Source organism: uncultured Zoogloea sp., assembly GCF_937894855.1.
In the GTDB taxonomy this organism is placed as follows: Bacteria; Pseudomonadota; Gammaproteobacteria; order Burkholderiales; family Rhodocyclaceae; genus Zoogloea; species Zoogloea oryzae.
This window is the reverse complement of sequence record NZ_CALAYQ010000137.1, coordinates 1-18,641: the sequence shown is the minus strand read 5'-3', so window position 1 is coordinate 18,641 and position 18,641 is coordinate 1. Positions and strand designations below refer to the sequence as shown.

The 18,641-nt window shown below is 65.9% G+C and carries 14 protein-coding genes; 6 read left to right on the top strand and 8 right to left on the bottom strand.

Features of this window, described 5'->3' with window-relative positions:
* Positions 1–2: 2 nt before the first annotated feature.
* From Q0672_RS15475 to Q0672_RS15460, 4 genes are all read left to right on the top strand, one after another.
* The gene (locus Q0672_RS15475; RefSeq protein ID WP_298623591.1) at positions 3–3,161 is read left to right on the top strand and encodes an efflux RND transporter permease subunit; all 3,159 of its coding nucleotides are present in this window, start codon (positions 3–5) and stop codon (positions 3,159–3,161) included.
* Between the two features lie 65 nt (positions 3,162–3,226).
* Positions 3,227–3,880 carry a protein-L-isoaspartate O-methyltransferase gene (locus Q0672_RS15470; RefSeq protein ID WP_298623589.1) on the top strand — a complete coding sequence of 218 codons (654 nt, stop codon included), beginning with the start codon at positions 3,227–3,229 and terminating at the stop codon, positions 3,878–3,880.
* 13 nt (positions 3,881–3,893) lie between these two features.
* A complete protein-coding gene (locus Q0672_RS15465) occupies positions 3,894–4,217 on the top strand; it encodes a rhodanese-like domain-containing protein (RefSeq protein WP_298623588.1) in 324 nt (107 codons plus the stop codon).
* Positions 4,218–4,246: 29 nt separating this feature from the next.
* Positions 4,247–5,572: a TolC family outer membrane protein gene (locus Q0672_RS15460; RefSeq protein WP_298623586.1), complete on the top strand. Its 1,326-nt coding sequence runs from the start codon at positions 4,247–4,249 to the stop codon at positions 5,570–5,572.
* A gap of 106 nt (positions 5,573–5,678) precedes the next feature.
* On the opposite strand, the gene Q0672_RS15455 is transcribed toward Q0672_RS15460, so the two are convergent.
* Both Q0672_RS15455 and Q0672_RS15450 read right to left on the bottom strand, forming a co-directional pair.
* Positions 5,679–7,010, bottom strand: coding sequence for a tetratricopeptide repeat protein (locus Q0672_RS15455; protein ID WP_298623584.1), 1,332 nt, complete (start codon positions 7,008–7,010; stop codon positions 5,679–5,681).
* 105 nt (positions 7,011–7,115) lie between these two features.
* On the bottom strand, positions 7,116–8,195 hold the full coding sequence (locus Q0672_RS15450) for a PEP-CTERM sorting domain-containing protein (protein ID WP_298623582.1): 1,080 nt from the start codon (positions 8,193–8,195) through the stop codon (positions 7,116–7,118).
* 319 nt (positions 8,196–8,514) lie between these two features.
* Between Q0672_RS15450 and ubiD the strand changes: the two genes are divergently transcribed.
* Entirely contained in the window at positions 8,515–9,993 is a 1,479-nt protein-coding gene (gene ubiD, locus Q0672_RS15445; RefSeq protein WP_298623580.1) for a 4-hydroxy-3-polyprenylbenzoate decarboxylase, read from the top strand.
* A gap of 46 nt (positions 9,994–10,039) precedes the next feature.
* Here the strand turns inward: ubiD and Q0672_RS15440 are convergent, their stop codons facing one another.
* From Q0672_RS15440 to Q0672_RS15415, 6 genes are all read right to left on the bottom strand, one after another.
* Entirely contained in the window at positions 10,040–10,732 is a 693-nt protein-coding gene (locus tag Q0672_RS15440) for a PEP-CTERM sorting domain-containing protein (protein ID WP_298623578.1), read from the bottom strand.
* 152 nt (positions 10,733–10,884) lie between these two features.
* On the bottom strand, positions 10,885–11,541 hold the full coding sequence (locus Q0672_RS15435; protein WP_298623576.1) for a PEP-CTERM sorting domain-containing protein: 657 nt from the start codon (positions 11,539–11,541) through the stop codon (positions 10,885–10,887).
* 271 nt (positions 11,542–11,812) lie between these two features.
* Positions 11,813–13,627, bottom strand: a complete 1,815-nt coding sequence (locus Q0672_RS15430; RefSeq protein WP_298623574.1) for a TolC family protein — start codon at positions 13,625–13,627, stop codon at positions 11,813–11,815.
* Entirely contained in the window at positions 13,627–14,964 is a 1,338-nt protein-coding gene (locus Q0672_RS15425) for an HlyD family type I secretion periplasmic adaptor subunit (RefSeq protein ID WP_298623572.1), read from the bottom strand. The genes Q0672_RS15430 and Q0672_RS15425 overlap by 1 nt, the downstream gene beginning before the upstream one ends.
* A complete protein-coding gene (locus Q0672_RS15420) occupies positions 14,961–17,108 on the bottom strand; it encodes a type I secretion system permease/ATPase (protein ID WP_298623570.1) in 2,148 nt (715 codons plus the stop codon). Before Q0672_RS15420 ends, Q0672_RS15425 begins: the two co-directional genes overlap by 4 nt.
* 560 nt (positions 17,109–17,668) lie before the next feature.
* Positions 17,669–17,902 (bottom strand): hypothetical protein, encoded by a 234-nt coding sequence (locus tag Q0672_RS15415; RefSeq protein WP_298623568.1) that lies wholly within the window; start codon positions 17,900–17,902, stop codon positions 17,669–17,671.
* Between Q0672_RS15415 and Q0672_RS15410 the strand changes: the two genes are divergently transcribed.
* On the top strand, positions 17,901–18,641 hold a 741-nt coding region (locus Q0672_RS15410; RefSeq protein WP_298623566.1), incomplete at its 3' end, for an Ig-like domain-containing protein. The genes Q0672_RS15415 and Q0672_RS15410 overlap by 2 nt on opposite strands.

Genomic DNA, 18,641 nt, shown 5'->3' with positions numbered 1-18,641 from the left:
CGATGGGTTTCAATCTGTCGGAATGGGCGCTGCGCCACCAGCCGCTGGTGCGCTTCCTGATCGTGCTGCTGGCGCTGGTCGGGGTGTTGTCGTACCAGAAGCTCGGCCAGTCGGAAGACCCGCCCTTCACCTTCAAGGTGATGGTGGTGCGCACCGAATGGCCCGGCGCGTCGGCGCGGGAGATGGAAGAGCAGGTGACCGACCGCATCGAGAAGAAGCTGCAGGAGGTGCCCAACGTGGACTACCTGCGCAGCTATTCGCGGCCGGGCGAATCGGTGGTGCTGTTCGTGGCCAAGGATTCGACGCCGGCGAAGGACGTGCCGGACATCTTCTACCAGGTGCGCAAGAAGATCGGCGACATCCGTGGCACGCTGCCGACGACGATCCGCGGGCCGTACTTCAACGACGAGTTCGGTGACGTGTTCGGCAACATCTACGCGTTGACCGGCGATGGCTTCGACTACGCCCAGCTGAAGGCCGAGAGCGACAAGATCCGCGCCGAGCTGCTGCGGGTGCCCAGCGTGGCCAAGGTGGATCTGATCGGCGAGCAGGAGCAGCGCATCTACGTGTCACTCTCCAACGCGCGGCTGGCGACGCTGGGGCTGGACGTGCAGACGGTGACGACCGCCATGGCCCAGCAGAACGCGGTGGTGCCCGGCGGTTATTTCGAGACCAAGGACGAGCGGATCTACCTGCGCCCGAGCGGCGCCTTCGACACCGTCGAGGCGATCCGCGACATGACGATCCGGGCCGGCGGGCGCGAGCTGCGCATCGGCGACATCGCCACCGTGCGGCGCGGTTTCGTCGAGCCGCCGGCGCCGGGCTTCCGCTTCCAGGGGCAGGACGCGCTGGGCCTTGGCGTGTCGATGGCGAAGGGCGGCGACATCATCGCCCTGGGCGCCAACCTCAAGGAAACGACCGCCCGCATCCAGGCCAACCTGCCGGTGGGCATGGAGCTGAAGGAAGTCGCCAGCCAGCCGGAAGCCGTGCAGCGCTCGATCAGCGAGTTCGTCCATTCGCTGGCCGAGGCGGTCATCATCGTGCTGGTGGTGTGCTTCTTCTCGCTGGGGCTGCGCACCGGGCTGGTGGTGGCGCTTTCGATTCCGCTGGTGCTGGCGGTCACCTTCTTCGGGATGCGGCTGTTTGACGTGGGTCTGCACAAGATCTCGCTGGGCGCGCTGATCCTGGCGCTGGGCCTCTTGGTGGACGACGCGATCATCGCCGTCGAGATGATGCTGGTGAAGATGGAGCAGGGCTGGGAGCGCAGCAAGGCCGCGGCTTTTGCCTACACCAGCACCGCGGGGCCGATGCTGTCGGGCACGCTGGTGACGGTGGCGGGCTTCCTGCCCATCGCCACGGCGCAGTCGTCCACCGGCGAATACACCCGCTCGATCTTCCAGGTGAATGCGATCGCGCTGCTGGCGTCGTGGCTGGCGGCGGTGATCGTGGTGCCTTACCTGGGCTACGTGCTGCTGCCGGATCCGCGCGGGCCGAAGAAGCCGAGCTGGTTTTCGAAGCGTTTCCCGCGGATTGATGCCTTCAAGGACCGCATCGGCCTGGGTGATCCGCACATCGAGGGCGACGAGGATTCGGTGTTCCGCACCCCGTTCTACAACCGCTTCCGGGCAGTGGTGGATTGGTGCGTGGCGCGGCGCTGGGTGGTGATCGGCACCACGCTGGCGATCTTCGCGACGGCCCTCGTCGGCTTCGGGATGGTTCAGCAGCAGTTCTTCCCGAACTCGACGCGGCTTGAGCTGCTGATCGACCTGCGTCTGCCGGAGGGCGCCAGCCTGCGGGCGACCAAGGCGGAAGTCGAAAAGCTGGAAGAGGTGTTGAAGAACGAGAAGGGCATCCACAATTACGTGGCCTACGTGGGCACCGGCAGCCCGCGCTTCTATCTGCCGCTGGACCAGCAACTGCCGGCCGCCAACTTTGCGCAGTTTGTGGTGCTGACCGACAGCATCGCCAGCCGCGAGGCGCTGCGCGAGCGGATGATCGAGCTGTTCCGCAAGGAATTCCCGAACCTGCGCGCCAACGTCACCCGGCTGGAAAACGGCCCGCCGGTGGGCTTCCCGGTGCAGTTCCGGGTGAGCGGGCCGGACATCCCGACGGTACGCAAGTACGCCGCCGAGGTGGCCGACGTGATGCGTGGCAACGTCAATCTGTCGGATGTGCAGCTGGACTGGGATGAGCAATCCAAGGTGCTGCGCGTCGAGGTGGATCAGCGTAAGGCGCGGCTGCTCGGCCTGACCACCCAGGACGTGGCCAACTTCCTCAACAGCAGCCAGCGCGGCCTGGTGGCGACGAGCTACCGGGAAGGCATCGAGTCCATCGACGTGGTGCTGCGCGGCGACGCCTTCGAGCGCGACAAGCTCTCGCTGGTGGCCGAACTGGCGATCCCGACCCGGGCCGGCAAATCCGTGCCGCTGACCCAGGTCGCCACCGTCGGCTACGCCTACGAGCAGGGCCTGGTGTGGCGGCGCAACCGGGAACCGAGCATCACCGTGCGGGGGCAGATCTACGTGAATGGGGTCCAGGCGCCCACCGTCACCGCCCAGGTGGCGCCGCAGCTGGAGCCGATCCGGGCCAAGCTGCCGGCCGGCTATCGCATCGAGACCGGCGGCGCGGTGGAAGAGAGCGCCAAGGGCCAGAGCTCGGTGAATGCGGGCTTCCCGCTGTTCCTGGGCGTCGTCTTTACCGTGCTGATGGTGCAGCTGGGCAGCTTCTCGCGTACGACGATGGTGGTGCTCACCGCGCCGCTGGGGCTGATCGGGGTGGTGCTGTTCCTGCTGCTGTTCAACCAGCCCTTCGGCTTCGTGGCGATGCTGGGCACCATCGCGTTGTTCGGGATGATCATGCGCAACTCGGTGATTCTGGTGGATCAGATCGAGCAGGACGTGGAGAAGGGGCTGTCGATCTGGAACGCCATCGTGGAGTCGGCGGTGCGACGGCTGCGGCCGATCGCGCTCACCGCAGCGGCGGCCGTGCTGGCGATGATCCCGCTCACCCGCAGCGCCTTTTTCGGGCCGATGGCGGTGGCGATCATGGGCGGCCTGATCGTCGCCACGCTGCTCACCCTGCTGTTCGTGCCGGCGCTGTACGCGGCGTGGTATCGCGTCCGGCGCGAGCCGGATGAACTGCGCAGTGCACAAGTAAGCTAGAATCCGAAAGTTTTTATGCGGATCATAAATATTAGCTTCTGCTAATATTATTCGGGGAGCCCCAAATGAATTACGAACAAGCACGGTTCAATATGGTCGAGCAGCAGATCCGCCCCTGGGAGGTGCTGGATTTTGGCGTGCTCGACACGCTGATGAGTGTCCGCCGCGAGGAGTTCGTGCCGGAAGTCTACAAGTCGCTCGCCCTGTCCGAAGCCGAGATTCCCCTCGGCAACGGCGGCAGCATGCTGATCCCGGTGATCGAGGGCAAGGTGCTGCAGGCCGTGCAGGTCAAGCGTTCCGACAAGGTGCTCGAAATCGGCGCCGGTTCCGGCTACTTCGCCGCCCTGCTGGCTGCCAAGGCCGAGTGGGTGCGCACGGTCGACATCGAGCCGGCCCTGGTCAACATGGCCCACGACAACCTCAAGCGCTACGGCGTCGAGAACGTCATCGTCGAGGAAGGTGATGCCGTGCGCGGCTGGGCCGGCGGCGCGCCTTACGACCTGATCGTCGTCTCCGGCGGTGTGCCTTACGTGCCCGAAACCCTGCTGCAGCAGGTCAAGGTCGGTGGCCGTCTGTTCGCCTTCGTGGGCGAAGCGCCGCTGATGACTGCCCAGCTCATCACCCACGTGGCCGAAGGCAAGTTCCGCACCGAGTCCCTCTTCGAGAACCTCGTGCCGATGATGCGCAACGCGCCCCAGAAGAGCCATTTCAAGTTCTGAGCCCCGTTACCCGATGAAGCACATCACCCCGCCACAACTGGCCGAATGGCTGCAGGACGCGACCCGTCCTGCGCCTTTTCTCCTCGATGTCCGCGAGCCCTCCGAGTTCGCCTACTGTGCTATCGCGGGCTCGGTGCCGATGCCGATGGCCAGCGTGCCGGCGCGGATGCAGGAGCTGCCTGACGACGCCGAGATCGTGGTGATCTGTCACCACGGCGGGCGGAGCATGCAGGTGGCGATGTTCCTGGAGCGCCAGGGCTTTGGCGAGGTGATCAACCTCGCCGGCGGCGTGGCCCAGTGGGCCCAGCAGGTCGACCCTGCGATGCCCCAGTATTGAGACGTGCGAAACGAGTGACGGAGAACGCGATGAGACGGGTTGCAGGACGTGTAGTGCTGGCGATGGCGGCAGGGTTCGCGGCGGGTGGAGCGTGGGCGGCGGATCTCGAACAGGTTTACCGGGATGCCCTGTCCTATGACGCGGCGCTGGCAAGTGCCCGCGCGTCCCTCGAGGCCGGTCGTGAAAAGCTGCCCCAGGGGCGTGCCGGCCTGCTGCCGTCACTCAATCTCACCGGCAACTCCAGCTGGAACGACGTCGACCTCAAGCACTACGACGTCACCCGTGGCTACAACAGCAACGGCTGGCAGGTCCAGCTCACCCAGCCGCTGTTCCGCTGGCAGAACTGGGTGCAGTACAAGCAGGGCGAGATGCAGGTGGCCCTGGCCGAGGCCCAGTACCAGCTGGCCCGTCAGGATCTGACCCTGCGGGCCGCCCAGGCCTACTTCGACGTGCTGGTCGCCCAGGACGTGCTGGCCGCGGCCAGCGCGCTGCACGAGGCCAACACCCAGCAGCTGGCGCTGGCGAAGAAGAGCTTCGAGGTGGGCACGGTCACCGTCACCGACGTCCATGAAGCCCAGTCCCGCGCCGATCTGTCGTCGGCCCAGGTGATCGCCGCCGAGAGCGATCTGGCCGTCAAGCGTCATGCCCTGCTGGTGCTCACCGGCAAGGAGCCCGACGCCCTGAAGGGCCTACGCAAGGGCGTGGCCCTCAGCCGTCCCGAGCCGGCCGACATCCAGGCGTGGGTGAATTCCGCCGAGAACGGCAGCTACACCGTGCAGGCCGCCCAGGTGGCCCAGGAAATCTCCCAGCGGGAAGTCGAGCGTAACCGCGCCGGCCACCTGCCGACCGTCGATCTGGTGGCGAGCTATGGCAACACGGCGTCGTCCACCGCGCCCCTGTCGGCGCTCACGCCGATCCGCACCAGCACTGATTCCACCGTCGTCGGCGTGCAGCTCGCGCTGCCGTTGTTCCAGGGTGGCAGCGTGAGTTCCCGCGTCCGCGAGGCCTCCGCCCTGCGTGACAAGGCCAGCGCCGATCTCGACAACGCCCGCCGCACCGCCGCCCAGAACGCCCGCCAGGCCTACCTGGGCGTGACCAGCGGGCTGGCTCAGGTGAAGGCTTTCGAGGCCGCTCAGGTGTCGTCCCGCTCGGCCCTCGACGCCAACAAGCTCGGCTACGAGGTGGGCGTGCGGATCAACATCGACGTGCTCAACGCCCAGAGCCAGCTCTACGACACGCTGCAGAAGCTCTCCAAGGCCCGCTACGACACCCTGCTGGCCCAGCTCAAGCTGAAGGCCGCGGCGGGTACGCTGGGTGACGAAGACATCAAGGCGATCAACGGCTTGCTCGACTGAGCCATTTGGCCTGCTTATGGGCAGGTGATGCTCCGCCTCATGACAGACGGCCGCTGAAGAGCGGCCGTCTGGTTTTTGTGCGTCCCGATGAGGTGTCGGTGCCTGCTCAGGGTTTGGCGCTGCCTTCGAGCTTTGCCAGCTGGGCCTTGGCGTCGCCCGCTTCGGCGAAGTTCGGGTCGAGCTTGAGGGCTGTCTTGAACGCGGTGACCGCATCCCGCGTACGGCCGGCCGCCGCGTAGGCGGAGCCCAGGTGGTAGTGGACGCCGGCAGACTGGCGGCCTTCCGCGTGACTGACCTTCTCCAGCACCTTGATGGCTTCAGCCGATTCGCCCCGCTTGAAATGCACCCAGCCCAGGGTGTCCTGGAAGTCGCCCACCTTTGGCGCCAGGGCGACGGCCTTGCGGGCCCATTCGAGCACCGCGTCGGAGGGCTTGTTGGCCGGGTCGCTGGCGGCCATCCAGGCCATGTTGTTGTAAGGCAGCGGCAGATCGGGGTTGAGCCGGACAGCGGCCTGGTAGGCGGCCTGGGCTTCGCGGAGCTGCCCGGCCTGCTGCTGGGCCATGCCGAGCTTGAGCTGGGCGTCGTAGAGCTTGGGCTGGGCTCGGGCGACGGCCTGATATTCGCCGACCGCCTGTTTGACTTCGCCCTGGGCCAGGAAGACGTCGCCCTTGGCGAGGCGGGCCGGGTAGTAATCGGCGTTGGTTGTCAGGGCGCGGTCGTAGGCGGCGTGGGCGGCCTTGTAGCTCTGCTGCATCTGATGCGCGCGGCCCAGGCCGTGCTGGGGCAGCGGGTTGCCGGGTGACAGCCTGGCGGATTCCTCGAACTCGCGGATGGCCTTGTCCGGCGCTTTCTTGTCCAGCCAGATCGTGCCCAGGGCGTAATGGGCGCCGCCGAGCTTGGGGTTGATCTGCAGGGCGCGGCGGTAGAAGTCGGCGGCCACGTCGATGTTGTGACGGACGTTGTAGTTCAGGTCGCCCAGATCCACCAGCGGGATGGCGGCGCGGGCGTCGGCGGCGATGGCGGCCTTCCACGCCTTTTCGGCTTCCGGGTAGTTCTTCTGGGCGTATTGCCAGCGCCCCCAGGCGGTCAGCGCGTCGGCGCTTTTCGGGGCGATGTCGAGGGCCTGCTTGAGCCACTTGCGCACGTCGTCCGGCAGGTTGCGGATACGGGCTGATTCGGCATGACCGAGGGCGGGTAGCGGCGACTGGGGATTGATCTGGGCGGCTTCGTTGAAGAGGGCCTCGGCGCGCGGATAGTCGAGCTTTCGCAGGGCTTCGTGGCCGGCGCGGAGCTTTTCGCTGAAGGGGGTTTCCTTGGCGGTGGCAGGCGATTCGAAACGGGTCGCGCCGCTTTCCGACATTTCGAGCAGTGCGTGGGCCGGGCTGCCGGCCAGGGTGAGGAGGGCGAGGAGCAGGGTGCCAGCAGCGCGTTTTTTCATGATCCCGGACAGGTGGCAAGAGGAGGGCTTAGTTTGCCAGACTCCAAAAGAAACAACCCCATTCAGGTTGTCCTGAATGGGGTTGGTGTCACAGCGGCCGGATGATCAGGCGCGCTTGCGGCGGGACAGGCCCATGCCAGCCATCGCCAGGCTCAGCAGGCCCAGGGTGGCGGGTTCGGGCACGCCGGTCGGCGGGGGCGGGGGCAGCAGCACGCCGCTGGCCGAGGAGCCGAAACCGAAGATGAAGGTGTCGGGCGCGCCGGTGGTCGGATCGCAGCCGGTCAGGCCAGAGGCGCAGGAGCCGTAGGAGTACAGGGCGATATCGACGGTGGAGGCGTCGCCGTCGACCAGGCTACGGGCGGCATCGGCGGTTGCCTTGTTCGGGGCCACGCCGTAATAGGTGGCGAACACGCGGGTGGCGCCATTGGCCAGGGCTTCGAATTCGAAGTCGAACAGGGCGCCCTGGTCAGAGCTGGCGGAGCCTTGCAGGTTGCCGCTCTGGGAGTTGACGTAGTTGGTGTTCGTCAGGCCGTAGGACGAGAACGAGAACGGGTTGCCGGAGTTGAAGCCGTTGTTGTCGGTCTTGCGGACGTTGCTGCCGTTGGCGATGCCGAGCAGCGCGGGCACGCCCTGGATGCTGACGGATTCGTGGCCCGGGCTGGGGATGTCCCAGTCCATCACGCGACGGTAGACCAGATCGCCCGCGGCCAGATCGGCGCCGGTCAGGTTGGTGATCTTGACGACGGTTTCGTACAGGTACGGGGTGGTGGCCAGGGGGTGGTAGTCGTGGGTGACCTGCAGGATCGTGGCGCCCGCGGAGTTCAGCACGTTCACGACCGAGACCGCGCTGTTGGCGGTCGAGGTGAAGCTGACCAGCGACAGGTTGGCGGTGCCGACAGAGCTGTTGGCGTAGCCGGCCTGGCCGGTGCTGGCGATGCCGACGCCCCAGCCTTCGCAGGTGCAGCCCGGCGAGGTGGAATCGGAGTTGGTGGTCATCGAGCGCAGGCCGACGATGGAGGTGCCGCTGCCCGCTGCGCTGGTGCCGCCGCTGACGTTCAGGTCGCCGAGGTCGCGGACGCCGATCTGCACGGTGCCGTTGTCGATGATGGCCGCGGCGTTGGCGCCGCCTGCCACGAGGCCGGTGGCTGCGAGCAGCACGGCCATGGAGAGTTTGCTGGCTTTCATAACCGGGGTAACTCCTTGATTTATGACGATTGACGATGAGGGTGCTTGAGCGAAAGGTGCGCGCCTGGGTCTGAGCGCCTGGGTGTGCGTACCGTGCCTAAAATGAGCAACAAGCATGCCAGAATCGAAAAATTTAACAAAGACAATGGGTTGTGTATCTTTATGTAAAGGTTTGGCTGTATTTTGTAAAAATCGTCGACAATTGACTGAAACGATAAAATTACCTTATCGAAGCGGCGGGTCGGAATCCGCATTACCATTCCGTCCTTTCGCCATGCGGGCCCGGTGCAGGGCCGCGATCCGAGAGGCATGAGATTCAATGAGCACGAAAATTCTTGACCTGCGCGACTTCATCGCCCGTCTGGAACAGCTGGGGGAGTTGCGCCGGGTGAGCGTCGAGGTCGATCCACACCTGGAGATGACCGAGATCTGTGACCGGGTGCTGCGCGCCGGCGGCCCGGCGATCCTGTTCGAGAAGCCCAAGGGCTACGACATGCCGGTGCTGGCCAACCTGTTCGGTACGCCCCAGCGGGTGGCGCTGGGCATGGGCGAGAGCGGCGACGACTGGCAGAGCGCCCTGCGCGAGACCGGGAAGCTGCTGGCTTTCCTGAAGGAGCCGGAGCCGCCCAAGGGGCTGAAGGACGCCTGGGAGAAGCTGCCGGTGTTCAAGCAGGTGCTCAACATGTCGCCGAAGACGGTGTCGTCGGCGCCGTGTCAGCAGGTGGTGAAGGAAGGGGCGGACGTGGATCTGGGCCGCCTGCCGATCCAGCACTGCTGGCCGGGCGACGTGGCGCCGCTGATCACCTGGGGGCTGGTGGTGACCCGTGGCCCCAGCAAGACGCGGCAGAACCTGGGCATCTACCGGCAGCAGGTGCTGGGCCCCAACAAGGTCATCATGCGCTGGCTCGCCCACCGGGGCGGCGCGCTGGATTATCTGGAGCACCAGAAGGCCAATCCGGGCCAGCCTTTCCCGGTGGCGGTGGTGCTGGGCTGCGATCCGGCGACGATCCTCGGGGCGGTGACGCCGGTGCCCGATTCATTGTCTGAATACCAGTTTGCCGGCCTGCTGCGCGGCGCCAAGACCGAGCTGGTGAAGTGCATCGGCTCCGATCTGCAAGTGCCGGCGTCGGCCGAGATCATCCTCGAAGGCGTGATCCACCCGGGCGAGACCGCACTCGAAGGCCCCTACGGCGACCACACCGGCTATTACAACGAGCAGGCCGAATTTCCGGTGTTCACCATCGAGCGCATCACCCATCGGCGCGACCCGATCTATCACAGCACCTACACCGGCAAGCCGCCCGACGAGCCGGCGATGCTGGGCGTGGCGCTCAACGAGGTGTTTGTGCCGCTCCTGCAGAAGCAGTTCACCGAGATCGTCGACTTCTATCTGCCGCCGGAGGGCTGCTCGTACCGGCTGGCGGTGGTGAGCATCCGCAAGCAGTACCCCGGCCACGCCAAGCGGGTGATGTTCGGGATCTGGAGCTTCCTGCGCCAGTTCATGTACACCAAGTTCATCATCGTGGTGGATGACGACGTGAACATCCGCGACTGGAAGGAAGTGATCTGGGCGCTTACCACCCGGATGGACGGCACCCGCGACACCACGCTGGTGGACAACACCCCCATCGACTACCTGGACTTCGCCAGCCCGGTGGCCGGCCTGGGCTCCAAGATGGGCCTCGATGCCACCAACAAGTGGCCGGGCGAGACCAACCGCGAGTGGGGTCGGGCGATCGAGATGAGCCCGGAGGTGAAGCAGCGGGTGGACGAGATGTGGAGCAGTCTGGGGTTGTGAGCTGTGCATCCAGCCGTCGCGCTGCGCAGCGGCGGGAGAGGTGGGTTCAGTTGCCGAGCCGTCGGCGCCGCAGCGCGCCGAGTGCCGCAAGGCCGGTGAGCCCGAGCAGCGCGGTGGCGGGTTCCGGAATGTGGGTGGCCTGCCCGCTGACCTCGGCGAGCAGGGTGGCCGGGCCGGTGTAGGGCGAGATCGTCCAGCCGTCGGTGGCCGAGAACACCGGCTCGGTGGTCGAGATTCGCACGCCGGGCAGGCTCGCCGAGTTGCCGGCGCTGAAGTCGTAGGTGATGGTCGGGTCCAGGGCCGGCGTGGCGGCGAGGTAGGGTGTCATGTCGATCAGCGCATAGAGTTCGCTGACGGTGCTCTCGAACAGGGGTACCCGGTAGGGGGTGCTGCCGATCGTCAGATAGATGCCGTAGGCCAGATCATCCAGCCGGTAGCCGGTGCCATCCCAGGACATGAAGTACTCGATGGCGAGCGGGTCGGGCAGCTTCTTGCCGGCCTGGAAGAAGCCGATCGCCTTTGCGCCGCCGTTGTCCTCCAGGGGCACCTTCACGGTTTCGCCTTTCTTGCAGGCTTTGCTGCCGGTGTCGTATTTGCCGCCCTTGCTGTCGAAGCGCGCCCAGTACACCGTACCGTCTCCCGGGCAGTTCATCTCTTCGGTGTTCTTGATCTCGCCGCCGATGGCGGGCGTCGTCAGGCCGATGGCGAGCAGTGTCGCTGCGCCAGATTGAACGCTCATTTGCATGTGTCTTCCCCTTGTTCGTTATGGGCCGCCGCCAGGGCGGGGCGAACGAAGCTTGGGGTGAGGGCGGTTCCAGATCGGTTACAGCGGCGACAAACAAAAACGGCAGCCGGTGGGGCTGCCGTTTTTGTGTGGCCGGTCAGACGCGTTCAGCGTTTGCGACGCACCACAGCGAGGGCCGCCAAGGCGCCACCGATGAGGGCCAGGGAGGCCGGTTCGGGCACGCCGGTACCGGGATCGGCGATGCCCTGGATGCCGACGGTGAAGCCGTGCCAGTTCTCGCTGGTATCGGTGAAGGTGATCGAGGTGAAGTCGCCCAGCAACTCGATGACGCCGTGCATCTCGCCGCTGCCGGTGAAGCCGGTGCCCCCTGCGTTGACGAGGGCCGTGCCGCAGCCCCAGTAGCCACAGCCTTCACTGAGGACGGTGATGGGGGCGCCGAAATCGACGACATTGCCGTTCCAGCTGGTCAGGGCGATCAGCGGGTTGTGGACGCTCTGGCTGAAGGTGATGGTCTTGGCCCCGCCTCGATTGAGTCCGATCAGATCAACGGTGGCCGGTGCATTGTCGACGGTTGCACTGGTGTAGGTGGCCGGATTGGTCCAGTAGAAGGTGCCGCCACTGAGCTGGGCGAAGCTGTAGAGGCCGGTGAAGGTGACGCCGACGGTATCCGTGCCGGTGGTGATGCTGCCGGTGACGCCGGAGGCGGAGGACATCTCGCTGGTCCAATCGGTCCAGTAAGCGGGGGCGGCGAAGGCCGCGGGGGCCGCAAGGGCGGCGACGAGGGCGGTGGTGATGAGGCGCATGATGAGCTCCTGCTCGGTTGAGCGTGAATTTCGAAGTTACGAAAATTCGAGCAATTTCTGCGCCAGATTTAAAATTTATGCAAAAAACGGCGAAATCGCCTTTTTCGTCAAGAGGCTGGAAAAAATCGCTGGGCGGGGCCAAGCGTAGCCCGGTGAAGGATTGTAAAAACCTTCGGCAGCTGTCTTGCGTGGGGCGGGTGGAGCGGCTAAGAGGGCGCCGGCCGGGACGACGGAAAGGGTGTGTCTTCCGTCGTCCCGGCGATGGGGTGGCTTATTCGGCGGCGGGGGCCTTGGCAGGGCGGGCGGGGCTGGCGGTTTCGCGGGCGATCTTCCACTGGCCGTCGGCCTTCACCCATTCGAGCTGCTTTCGCACCGTGTCCTTGTACTGGGCGGCGGTGTAGTGCTGGGTGAATTGCACGACCACGCGGCTGGCGTCGCTGCTGCGGGTCGTCAGGTTGTCGATGCGGATGCGCGGCGACTTGGCCTGGGTGACGCGCTGGCGCCGCTCGGCTTCCCAGTCGGCGGTGCTGCGGCCTTTGCCAGGCTGGAAGTCGGTGGTGTAAACGGCGCGGTAGGCGTCGAAGTTGCCGGCGGTCCAGGCGCTGGTCCAGGCGTCGATGCGGGCGCGGATGGCCGGGTCGATGCTGACGGCCGGTTCGATCAGCTCGATCTGCGGTGCCGGCGCGGCTTCGACCACGTGCGCGGGCGCGGCGGCCAGGGCGGGAGACTCATAGCGGGTGCCGAGGAGCTCCGGGGCGATCGGCGCGGGGCGGTAGCGGCTGCGCAGGGCTTCCCGCAGTTCGCCGGCGAGGCCGAGCAGCTGGGCCTGGAGGGTGGTCTGCTGGGCGCGGTTGTCCACCAGGTTGCGCTGGGCGTCGAAGAGGTCGCCCTGGGCGATGGAGAGGTCGTTGAGCGAGCGCCGGCCGGCCTCGAAGTGCAGCTCGTAAGCCCCGGCCACCCGCTGGGCGGCGGCGACGCGCTGTTCGAGCTGGGGCGCGATGCCGCGGGCTTCGGTGTATTGGCGGTACAGATCCGTGATGTCCTTCGAGACCTTCATCATCAGGTCGTCGGCGTCGGCCTGGGCGGCCTGGTGGCGCTCGACGGCCTCGGTGTGGCGGCCGATGTTCTTGCCACCGAGGGGGATGTCGAGGTTCACGCCCAGCTGTGCGGCGCGCTGGGTGTCGGCCGTGGGGACGGGGATCGTGGTGTTGTCGAGGCGCTTGCTGTAAGACAGATCCACCGACGGGAAGAACAGGCCGCGGGCTGCGCCCACGTCGGCCTGGCGGGCGGCGGTGCGCTGGAGTGCGGCGCGCAGGCGCGGGTTGCGTTCGTGGATGCGCTCGACCAGGGCGTCCACCGGGTCGGCGCCAGCGAGGGCCGGGGCCGGCAGGATCGACGGGGCGACGAGGCTGTCGGGCGCTTCGCCGGTGAGCAGGCGGTAGCGGTACTCGGCGGTGCCGAGCTGGGCGCGCAGCTGGCCCAGCAGGGTGCGGTTCTGGATCAGGCGCACGCGCATCAGGTCGAGCTCGGACGACGCGATGCGGCCGGCGTCCACCCGGTGGGCGACGTTGGCCTCGACCCGCTCCTGGCTGGCGATGGTGGCCTGCAGGCTGGTGATGAGCTGGCGCAGGCGCACCACGTCGCTGTAGTTCTCGGTGATCTCGTAGGCGACCTGCTCGAGCACGTTGTCCAGGTCGGCGTCGGCGGCGTCGCGGGTAAAGCCGGCGGCGCGCAGCCGGTTGGTGTCGGTGGCGCCGTTGAAGATGTTCCAGCGCACGGTGGCGTCGGTACGCCGGACGTTGCGGTCGATGGGCGTGCCGAGGGTCTCGTCGCGGGAATCGGAGTTGCGGTAGCTGAGGCCGACGCTGGGCAGGAAGTCGGAGCGCACCTGCACGACCTGGGCTTCGGCGGCGCGCAGCAGCGCCTGGGCGGAGCGCACGCTGGGCTGCTGCAGGAGCACCTTGTCCACCACCGCCGGCAGCGGTTCGGCGTGGGCGATGCCGGCGGCAAGGCCCAGGCCGAGGGTGGCCAGGATGGCGGCGAGACGGGTGCGGCGGTGGGGGCGGGCGTTCGGGTTCGGGCTCATCAGCGTTCGCGCAGGGATTTGTCGAGGGTCTTGACGATGGGCTTCAGCATGTATTCCATCATCGTGCGCTTGCCGGTCTGGATGCTGGCGTCGGCGGCCATGCCCGGGGAGATGGTGAGGTGCTCCGCAGGGTCGCCGAGGTAGTTCTTTTCGGCTTCGAGGAGGACTTCGAAGTAGGTTTCCTTCTTCTCGCCATCGACCACCGCGTCGGCGCCCACGCGCACGACCTTGCCGGGCAGCGAGCCGAAGATCGACGAATCGTAGGCGGTCACCCGGATGCGGGCATCCTGGCCGGGCTTGAGGAAGGCGATGTCGGACGGCTTGACCTTGGCGGTGATGAGCAGGCGGTCTTCGGCGGGCACGACTTCCATGATGGTCTCGCCGGCCTTCACCACGCCGCCCACGGTGTTGACGAGCAGGCGATTGACCACGCCGTCCATCGGGGCGCGCATCTCGCGGCGGGCGACGCGGTCGTTGCGGCCGGTGAGCTGCTCGCTGATCTGGGCAGCGCGCAGTTCGGCTTCGGATTTCTCCTTGCTGATCTCGGCGAAGAAGCGGGAGCGGGTCTCCGACAGGCGGGCCTGGGCTTCGGCCACCGCGGCCTGGATGCGGCCGATGGCGATGCGGGTGGTTTCCAGTTCGCCCTTCTGGCTGGAGTAGCGCTGCTGGGCGTTCAGCAGGTCGGCCTTGGCGCCGGCGCCGTTGGCAGCGAGGCGCTCCTCGATGGCCAGGGTTTCCCGGGCCGGGCCGATGGATTCGCTGATGGCCTGGTGGCGGGCACGGGCTTCGGCCAGCTCCTGCTGACGCTGGGTGACCTGGCGGGAGAGCGTTTCGAGGGTGTTCTCGCGCTCCTGGCGGCGGGTCTGCCACAGGTTGCGCTGTTCGCGGACGAGATCCGGCGCGTTCTTCTCGAGGTCGGGCGGGAAGTTCGGCGCGGCGTTGCGGGCTTCGGCGTCGAGGCGTGCGATGGCCGCCTGGGCGCCCCACAGGCCTTGCTGGGCTTCGCCCTGTTCGGCGTTGAACTGCAGGTTCTGGACGATGGCGAGCACGTCGCCCTTCTTGACCACCGCACCTTCACGCACGTTGAGCGCCTGGAGGATGCCGCCTTCCATGCTCTGGATCTGCTGCAGGCGGCTGGAGGGCACCACCGTGCCGACGGCATTCACCGAGATGTCGAGGGGCGCAAAGCTCATCCACGCAAAGAAGATCACGAAGAAGGCGGCCGTGGTGCCGAGCAGGATCATCACGGCCTTGCGGGGGCCGCGGTCGAAATCCGGATGGCTGCTGATGGGTTCTGCCTCGATGCGGGGCTGGGCGGACTGGAAAGCGAGTTTCATGCTGCGGCCTCCCGGGGGGCGACCGGTGCCGGCCCGCCCTGCAGTTTGCGAAGGACTTCATTGCGGGGGCCGTCGAGGACAACCCGGCCCTGGTCGAGCACCACCAGCCGATCCACCAGCGGCAGCATGGCCGTGCGGTGGGTGACCAGGAGCATGGTGGTGCCCTTGATGTTGCGCAGGTTCTCGATCAGGCGGGCTTCGGTGGCCGGGTCCATCATGCTGGAGGGCTCGTCGAGGAGCAGCATGCGCGGCTGCTGGACCAGGGCGCGGGCGATGGACACCGCCTGACGCTGGCCGCCGGAGAGGCGTTCGCCCCGCTCGCCAACCTGGGTGCCGAGGCCGTTGGGCATCTGGGCGAGGGTTTCGTCCAGGCACGACAGGCGCAGGGCTTCGAGCATGTCGGCGTCGCTCACCTGGGCGCTGCCGAGGAGGATGTTCTCGCGGATGTCGCCGTGGAACAGCACCACGTCCTGGGGTACGTAGCCCACCTGGCGGCGCAGGCTCTGGGGTTCGAGTTGGTTTACCGCCATGCCATCCACCATCACCGCGCCCTGGTCGGGGCTGTAGAGGTTGAGGAGCAGCTTGAACAGGGTGCTCTTGCCGGAGCCGATGCGGCCGATGAAGCCGACCTTCTCGCCCGGACGGATGGTGAGGTTGAGGCCCTTCAGCAGCGGCGCCGAGTTGGGGTAGGCGAAGTGGGCGTCGCGGAAGTCGATGCGGCCCGACATGCGCGGCAGGTGCAGGCTGTCGGTGGTCTCGTCGGTGGGCGCCTCCATGATCTTGTCGAGGGCGTCGATGGCCTGGCGGGTCTGCTCGTAGCGCACGATGAGCGCGGCGATCTGGGTGGCCGGGGTGATGGCGCGGGTGGCGAGCATCGAGCACGCGATGAGCTGGCCCATGGTCAGGTCGCCGGAGCTGATCATCAGCGCGCCGAACATTACCAGCAGGATCGAATCCAGGTTGGTGACCAGCAGAGACATGTAGGTGCCGAAGGACGTCCACTCGCGCATCTGCACCGAGTTCTCGGAGATCTTGACGGTCAGCATCTCCCACTGGCGGCGGGCCCAGGCTTCGGCGCCGAGGGTCTTGATGGTGTCGACCCCGTTCATCACTTCAAAGAGGTGGGCGGTGCGCTGGGCCGATTCCTGCATGTTGGCGCCGAGGATGCGGGTGAGCGGCTTGCGGATCATGAACGACACGAAGATCGTCACCGGGATCAGGAGCAGCGGCACCAGCACCAGCCAGTGGCCGATGATCCCGATCAGCACCAGGAAGAACAGCATGAAGGGCACGTCGCCCAGCACCGTGAGGGTGGATGAGGTGACGAACTCACGCACCGATTCGAAATCCCGCACGATGTTGGCGAGCACCCCGCCAGAGGCCGGGCGGGCCGCCGCGCGCAGGCGCAGTGCCTGGGCGAACACGTGGGATGACATGGCCACGTCGGCCTTGCGGGCGGCGGATTCGAGCAGGTAGCTGCGCAGCATCTTGATGACCAGGTCGAACAGGGCCACCACCACCACCGCGCCGGTGAGCACCCACAGGCTGTCCAGCGCGTTGTTGGGCACCACGCGGTCGTACACCGACATCGTGTAGAACGGGATCACCGCCGCGAAGACGTTGGTCAGCACCGTGGCCAGCAGCGCCCAGCCGTAGATCGGCTTGTTGGCCAGCAGGGTGTCCCAGAACCAGCGGCGCGGGCGGGGCAGGTGGTAGAGCAGGCTGCGGGTGTCGAAGAACACCATCGGCCGCACGAACCAGGCGGCGCCCGGGTGTTCGGCCACCACCTGCTCGAGCCCTAGCTTGACGGTGCCCTGGATGCCCGCCTGCACGCATTCGAAGGTGTCGCCATCGCGGCGCAGCAGCACCAGCGGATCGCCCCCTTCGGCACTGAACACCATCGCCGGCAGCTCCGACGGCTTGAATTCCGGCACGCCCTTCTTTGCGCGGCTCAGCGACAGGCCGCCGCGACGGGCGCACTCGTGCATCTGGGCTTCGGTGATGCAGCCATCCACCACCGGCGTATCGGCCAGCAGCTGCATCGGATCGGCGCGTTTTCCAAAGAAGTGGGCCAGAAACTGCAACTGGTCGATGACCCCGTCGACCGAAGCTGCGCCGGGTGTTGAAGAAGGGGATTCGCGCATGGGCTGGGTTCTCAATAGGGCGTCTGGGGCTGCCGTCCGGATCGGCGGAAGAGGGGCCGACCGGGGCTGGGGCAGCAGGCTTTCCCAAGGTTGCGCACGGCTTTCGAGGCGCCGTGGCAACGGTCAGGTGGCGATGGTGCCATAAGGTGCCATATGGCAAATGTTAAAAAGTCACGAGTATTCGTTTTGCAAAATTCACGCCGGGTTGTTTGTGACAAATTTCCTGTCTTTGGTATGGGCGGGATTAGGCAAATTGACTGAATTTGACGATTGCTATGTTTTTGTGGGCAGTGTTCTGGCGCTCCCGAGGGTGGTCGGATAAAAATTTCATATTGAGTTAAATGACCAGCGTTGATTGGGTGCGGTGCGTGGAATAGTTCATGTCGGGATTTTTCCGACCTTTTACGGCCCCGGTTGCGAGGTGCGCGATGTCCTTTGAGGTTTGCCGGGGTGTCTTTTCGTCGTGCATTAATCGTTTTAAAACAGTTGCTTGGTTGCTTTTTTAGGGCGTGTTTCAGGGTTTCATCATGGTTGCATCCGGTTTCCTGCGACGCTTTGTTTCAAGTGGGCTTGTCGGATTTTTTTACAGGGCTTAGTGGTTTGTGATTTTTTGCAGATGTAAAAATGGCGAAAGGATTCGATAAGCCATTGAGATGAACGATATTTAGTGTTTTTGACAAATAATCGCGTCGAGGTGGCCCGTAAATTGCAGTTTGATCTCCGATTTTCTCGACTCGTCGTGGGCCAGTTCCGGCTTCGGCGGTATCCAAAACAGAAAAGTGGAGATCGTTCATGTCAAATACGAGTTACGTAACCAGCGTCTCAGTCTGCGAAGACACCAGTCAAAATTTCGAGTTGTTCGACCTGCTCAAGCAGGCTGATCCCGGCTACAGCGCAGTCGATCCCGCCAAGATCAAGCTCTACGTCTATGACGGCGCCAAGTGGGTGCTGTTCACCGCGGGTTTCTTCACCGCCGTCGACAAGGACACCCTGACGCTCGACGCGTCCGCCATCCCGAATTTCAACGGCGCCAAGCTCATTCGCGTGCTTGGCTACGACAGCACCGGCAACACCTTCACGCTCGACGTGACGGTCAACGTGACGCCGGTGAATGACGCACCCTCTGGTGCCGACGAATCCGTCACCGTCGCCAATGGCGACGTCTATGTGCTGGGTCTTGCCGATTTCGGCTTCACCGATCCGATCGACGGCAACGCCTTCAAGTCCGTCGTCGTGAACGCTGTGCCCGCCAGCGGCGCGCTGCTGCTGAACGGCGTCGCCGTAACCGCCGGCCAGGAAATCCTGGCCTCCGAGATCGACGCCGGCCACCTCACCTACGTTGCCCCGGCTTCTGCCGGCGGTGACTTCGGCCTCACCTTCCAGGTTCGTGACGACGGCGGCATCGACCCCGATTGCGGCGGCGTCGATCTTGACGCGACCCCGAACACCATCACCTTCAACGTGCCGTCCCCCGGCCTCGCCACCCTGGGCGACAAGGTCTGGGAAGACACCAACGCCAACGGCGTGCAGGAC